This is a genomic window from Hydrogenophaga pseudoflava, assembly GCF_031020795.1.
Taxonomy (GTDB): domain Bacteria; phylum Pseudomonadota; class Gammaproteobacteria; order Burkholderiales; family Burkholderiaceae_C; genus Hydrogenophaga; species Hydrogenophaga pseudoflava_A.
Genome location: NZ_JAVHJP010000015.1, coordinates 1 through 3,874, shown reverse-complemented (window position 1 = coordinate 3,874; position 3,874 = coordinate 1). Strand labels below are relative to the sequence as shown.

Annotated in this window: 7 protein-coding genes; 1 reads left to right on the top strand and 6 read right to left on the bottom strand. The window is 63.4% G+C overall.

What is annotated here, in order from left to right:
• Positions 1–58 precede the first annotated feature (58 nt).
• The 3 genes from RCO38_RS24165 to merT are packed head-to-tail and all read right to left on the bottom strand — an operon-like array spanning position 59 to position 957.
• Positions 59–286 (bottom strand): GDCCVxC domain-containing (seleno)protein, encoded by a 228-nt coding sequence (locus RCO38_RS24165; protein WP_079364968.1) that lies wholly within the window; start codon positions 284–286, stop codon positions 59–61.
• Positions 283–567 carry a mercury resistance system periplasmic binding protein MerP gene (gene merP / locus RCO38_RS24160; protein ID WP_079364967.1) on the bottom strand — a complete coding sequence of 95 codons (285 nt, stop codon included), beginning with the start codon at positions 565–567 and terminating at the stop codon, positions 283–285. Before merP ends, RCO38_RS24165 begins: the two co-directional genes overlap by 4 nt.
• Positions 568–582: 15 nt before the next feature.
• On the bottom strand, positions 583–957 hold the full coding sequence (merT, locus tag RCO38_RS24155; RefSeq protein WP_070401208.1) for a mercuric ion transporter MerT: 375 nt from the start codon (positions 955–957) through the stop codon (positions 583–585).
• A 42-nt stretch (positions 958–999) separates the two neighbouring features.
• Here merT and merR point away from each other — a divergent pair, with 42 nt between their 5' ends.
• Complete coding sequence (gene merR / locus RCO38_RS24150) at positions 1,000–1,419, top strand: Hg(II)-responsive transcriptional regulator (protein WP_079364966.1); 420 nt, start codon at positions 1,000–1,002, stop codon at positions 1,417–1,419.
• Between the two features lie 6 nt (positions 1,420–1,425).
• Here merR and tnpC read toward each other — a convergent pair whose 3' ends face one another.
• The 3 genes from tnpC to RCO38_RS24135 form a co-directional block, all read right to left on the bottom strand.
• Positions 1,426–2,970: an IS66 family transposase gene (gene tnpC / locus RCO38_RS24145; protein ID WP_179130010.1), complete on the bottom strand. Its 1,545-nt coding sequence runs from the start codon at positions 2,968–2,970 to the stop codon at positions 1,426–1,428.
• An 80-nt stretch (positions 2,971–3,050) separates the two neighbouring features.
• Complete coding sequence (tnpB, locus tag RCO38_RS24140) at positions 3,051–3,383, bottom strand: IS66 family insertion sequence element accessory protein TnpB (protein ID WP_210929725.1); 333 nt, start codon at positions 3,381–3,383, stop codon at positions 3,051–3,053.
• On the bottom strand, positions 3,380–3,874 hold a 495-nt coding region (locus tag RCO38_RS24135), incomplete at its 5' end, for a transposase (protein ID WP_308331145.1). The genes tnpB and RCO38_RS24135, both read right to left, overlap by 4 nt.

Sequence of the window (3,874 nt, the reverse complement as noted above, 5' to 3'; positions counted from 1 at the left end):
GTATGCGTCCGGTTATCCCATCTTGACATGGGCCGCTCACAGATAGCTTAGCAAGAGATCAAGCCGCGGGTTTACAGCAACCAGCTTCACCACCGATCTGGATTGGTGGGCAGGGAACGGATCCGTACGAGCAGAACACACAGCAGTCACCGGCCTTCGGGCGCAAGACGGCGTGGCACCCTTCGCACTCATAGAACCATTGGCAGGCATCGGTGGGCATCTCTTCGGTCTTCATATGACCGCACTCGGGGCAGGTGAAGACAGAGGTCAGGATGACATCGCTCATGGGTTTACAGACACAACAGTGGACGGGAATCCGGCGTTCTTGGTCGCACTGGTCAGGGCCTCAACCTTCACCTTGGCACTGTCAAACACCACTGTGGTTTCCCGCTTGGGCAGGTTGGACTTGACGTCGATGACCCCATCGATCCGGGTCAACGCCAATTTGACGGTGATTGGGCAGGTCGGGCAGTTCATCCCTGGCACCGAGAGGACCGCACTCTGCTGGGCCGCCCAGCTCGGCCCGATGAGTAGCATTGCCGCCGCAGGGATGATCCATCGTTTCATTGCAGAACCCTTCATTCAGTAGAACCAGTGGGCGATCCAGGGGAACGCCAATGAAATTCCCAGTAGTAGGACTACCAGCAGGAACAGCACCTTGTAGGACCGGTTGACCATGGGGCGCTCACAGACCTGGCCCACATCGCACGCTACCGCAGGGCGCCATATCCGGCGTCCTGCAACCACCAAGGCAATCGCCGCCGCCCCCATGAACCACGGTTGATAAGGCTCCAGCAGCGTCAGAGAGCCGATCCAGGCCCCGGAGATGCCCAGCATGATCAGCACCAGGGGGCCCAGGCAGCAGGCGGAGGCGAGCAGCGCCGAAATACCACCAGCAATCAGGGCCTTGCCGCCGCCAGTGGTCTGGCCCGGGTGGTCGGTAGATGTTGTAGACATGCGATAAGCTTACTTCCGTACCAAAGTACAGAGTCAAGCGCCATGACCCATACCCCTTCACAGTCCGACGGCAGCATGACGATCGGAGATCTCGCGAAAGCGGCCGGTGTGAACGTCGAGACCATCAGGTTCTATCAGCGCAAAGGGCTGATGCCAGAGCCGGACCGTCCTGTGGGCAGCATCCGGCGCTATGGCCGAACCGACCAGTCGCGGCTCAGCTTCATCAAGTCAGCGAAGCGGCTGGGATTCAGCCTCGACGAGACCGCGCAACTGCTTCAACTGGAGGACGGGGAGAGTTGTACCCAAGCTCGGCGGCAAGCGGAGTCTAAGCTGGCAGAAGTCAGGCTCAAGCTGGCCGACCTCCAACGCATGGAGGCTGCACTCTCTGGCCTGATTCTGCTTTGCGGCTCTGGCAAGGGGAATGTGCGCTGTCCGCTGATCGCAGCCATGGAGGGGCACTAGATTCGATCAATCGGTTGAGGGATTCCAGCGATGCGGCAGCAGCTCACCGATACGGCTGTTGGGCCAGGTCGGCAGCCTGTCCATCACATCCTTGAGATAGGCATACGGATCAAGGCCGTTGAGCTTGGCCGACTGGATCAGGCTCATGATGGCAGCGGCTCGTTGCCCAGCCCGCAGGCTGCCCGCAAACAGCCAGTTCTTGCGGCCCAGCGCAATCGGGCGCATCTGGTTCTCGACCCAGTTGTTGTCGATCGGTATCCGCCCATCCTCCAGGAACCGGGTGAGCGCAGGCCAGCGGCGCAGGCTGTAATCCATGGCCTTGGCCGTGGCCGACCCACTGGGCACCTTCCCTCGGTGTTCTGTGAGCCAGAGGTGTAGGCGATCCACCGCCGAGCGGCTCTGCTGCTGCCGTATGCGCAGCCGCTCATCTGCCTCTACCCCCTGAGCCTGTCGCTCGGCCTCATAGATCTGTCCGATCAGGGCCAGCGCCTGCTCAGCGAGCTGACTCTTGTTGGCCGTGTGGAGCTCAAAGAACTTGCGCCTTGCATGGGCCCAGCAGCCTGCCTCCTGGATCTGTTCACCCATGAGCTGCTTGTACCCGGCAAAGTCATCGACCAGCAGCGTGCCCGCCCAGCCCTCCAGGAAGGAGGCGGGATGGCGCCCGGCCCGGGTCTCGCTGAAGTCATAGACCACCGCCCTGGTCTGCTCGTGCCGCCCTGGTGTGTAGGCCCACAGGTAAGCCCGCTGGGTCTTGCCATCTCTCTGAGCGGCCGGCTTGAGCATCTGCACCGGCGTCTCGTCGGCGTGCAGGACGGCGTGGGCAAGCACCTCTGCGCGCAGGGCGCTGGCCAGCGGTTGGAGTTGTACGCCACAGCTGCCCACCCACTGCGCCAGGGTGGAGCGTGGGATCGGCACACCAGCGCGGGCGTAGATAGCCTCCTGGCGGTGCAGGGGTAAGTGATCGGCGTACTTGGCCACCAGCACATGGGAGAGTAAGCCCGTGGTGGCCAGCCCCTTGTCGATGATGTGCGCATCCACCGGGGCCTGTCTGAGCGTCTGGCAGCAGGCGCAGGCCCACTTGCCCCGCACGAAGCGGTGGACCGTGAAGACGCCTGGGGTGTAGTCGAGCTTCTCGGCCACGTCCTCACCGATGCGCTTCATCGGCTGGCCGCAACACTCGGTGGAGGTAGGCTCATGGCGCAGTTCCTGGCGGGGAAGCTCCGGGGGCAGGGGTTGGCGCCTGGGCTGCTGGCGGGTTACCTGCTCGGCTGCGGGCTGGCCTGCGTCGCCCATCTGTTCGATCTCGAGCGCCACCGCCTGCAGATCCTCATCGAGGGCGTCCTCAAGGAGGCTGCGCTGCTCAGCGCTGAGCGCCTCGCTGCGGGCAGCGAACTTCATGCGCTTGAGCATGGCGTTCTCGAAGGTGAGCTTGTCGAGCAGCGCCTGCTTGTGGCGCAGCTCTGCAGACTGCTGCTGCAGCTGGCCCATCAGGCCCAGCACCAGTTGGCGCGTGCCCTCGTCCATGCTCTGCAGATCCACCGCTTCGTTCATGGCAGTGATCATGACCGGTGCCAGTGGCTGTGCCCATTGGCACATTCACGAATTGAAGAGCGCACACGCCCCGTTCAAGATCACAGCACCGTGATGACACCTGCCTGCCCAAGGCGCTGCCAGGGTAGGCCCGTGACCAGGGCTTGTAGCTGCTCCTGGCTCAGTGGCAGGCGGGGAGTGCTGGAGTTGCCCCAGACAAACCGGCCCTGATGGAGCCGGCGTGCAACCAGCCAGACGCCAAAGCCGTCGTGGACCAGCACCTTCATGCGGTTGGCTCTGGCGTTGGCGAACAGGTAGGCGTGATGGGGGTGGGCTGCGCCGAAGACTTGTACGACACGGGCCAGAGCGGTCTCTGTACCCGCTCGCATATCCAGGGGTTCACAGGACATCCACACCGCATCGATGCGGATCACCGCAGCACCTCGCGCAGCAGGGTCCCGCAGTGCTCGAGTGGGCACTGTACGCTCACGATCAGGTCACCGCGGCGCAGTTGCAGCTCAACCGGTCTCGGGGCGGTGGGAGCAGTCTGATCCGCGCTGCCTGCGGGCGCTTGGGGCACGGCAGGACTGAGCAGGTCCAGGGGCACGGGAGTGAACCTGGGCTGCATCGCTTGCGCGATCTGGCTACCCGGCATCCCAAGAGGCGCTCGGTATGCAGCGCCGGCCTCCCTGATCCAGCGGTGGACCATGTTGGAGTGCAGCCCATGGGCCAGAGCAACACCGCCCACGCTCGCTCCGGGTTGGCGGCACTTGGCCAGCACCTCGGCCTTGAAGTCTTTGCTGTACTCACGGCGGCGCGGTCGCCCTTCGTTTGAAATCTGTTCCATCGTCTCCACGATCCTCCAATCGTGGGGACGATGCCCGCTTCTCAACTCACATTCAAGATGGGTTGACCGGACGGATAC

Excerpts from the sequence above, each read along its gene's own strand:
- merP (WP_079364967.1), bottom strand. The coding sequence starts at position 567 with ATGAAACGATGGATCATCCCTGCGGCGGCAATGCTACTCATCGGGCCG.
- merT (WP_070401208.1), bottom strand. The coding sequence starts at position 957 with ATGTCTACAACATCTACCGACCACCCGGGCCAGACCACTGGCGGCGGC.
- tnpC (WP_179130010.1), bottom strand. The coding sequence starts at position 2,970 with ATGAACGAAGCGGTGGATCTGCAGAGCATGGACGAGGGCACGCGCCAA.
- merR (WP_079364966.1), top strand. The coding sequence starts at position 1,000 with ATGACCCATACCCCTTCACAGTCCGACGGCAGCATGACGATCGGAGAT.
- RCO38_RS24165 (WP_079364968.1), bottom strand. The coding sequence starts at position 286 with ATGAGCGATGTCATCCTGACCTCTGTCTTCACCTGCCCCGAGTGCGGT.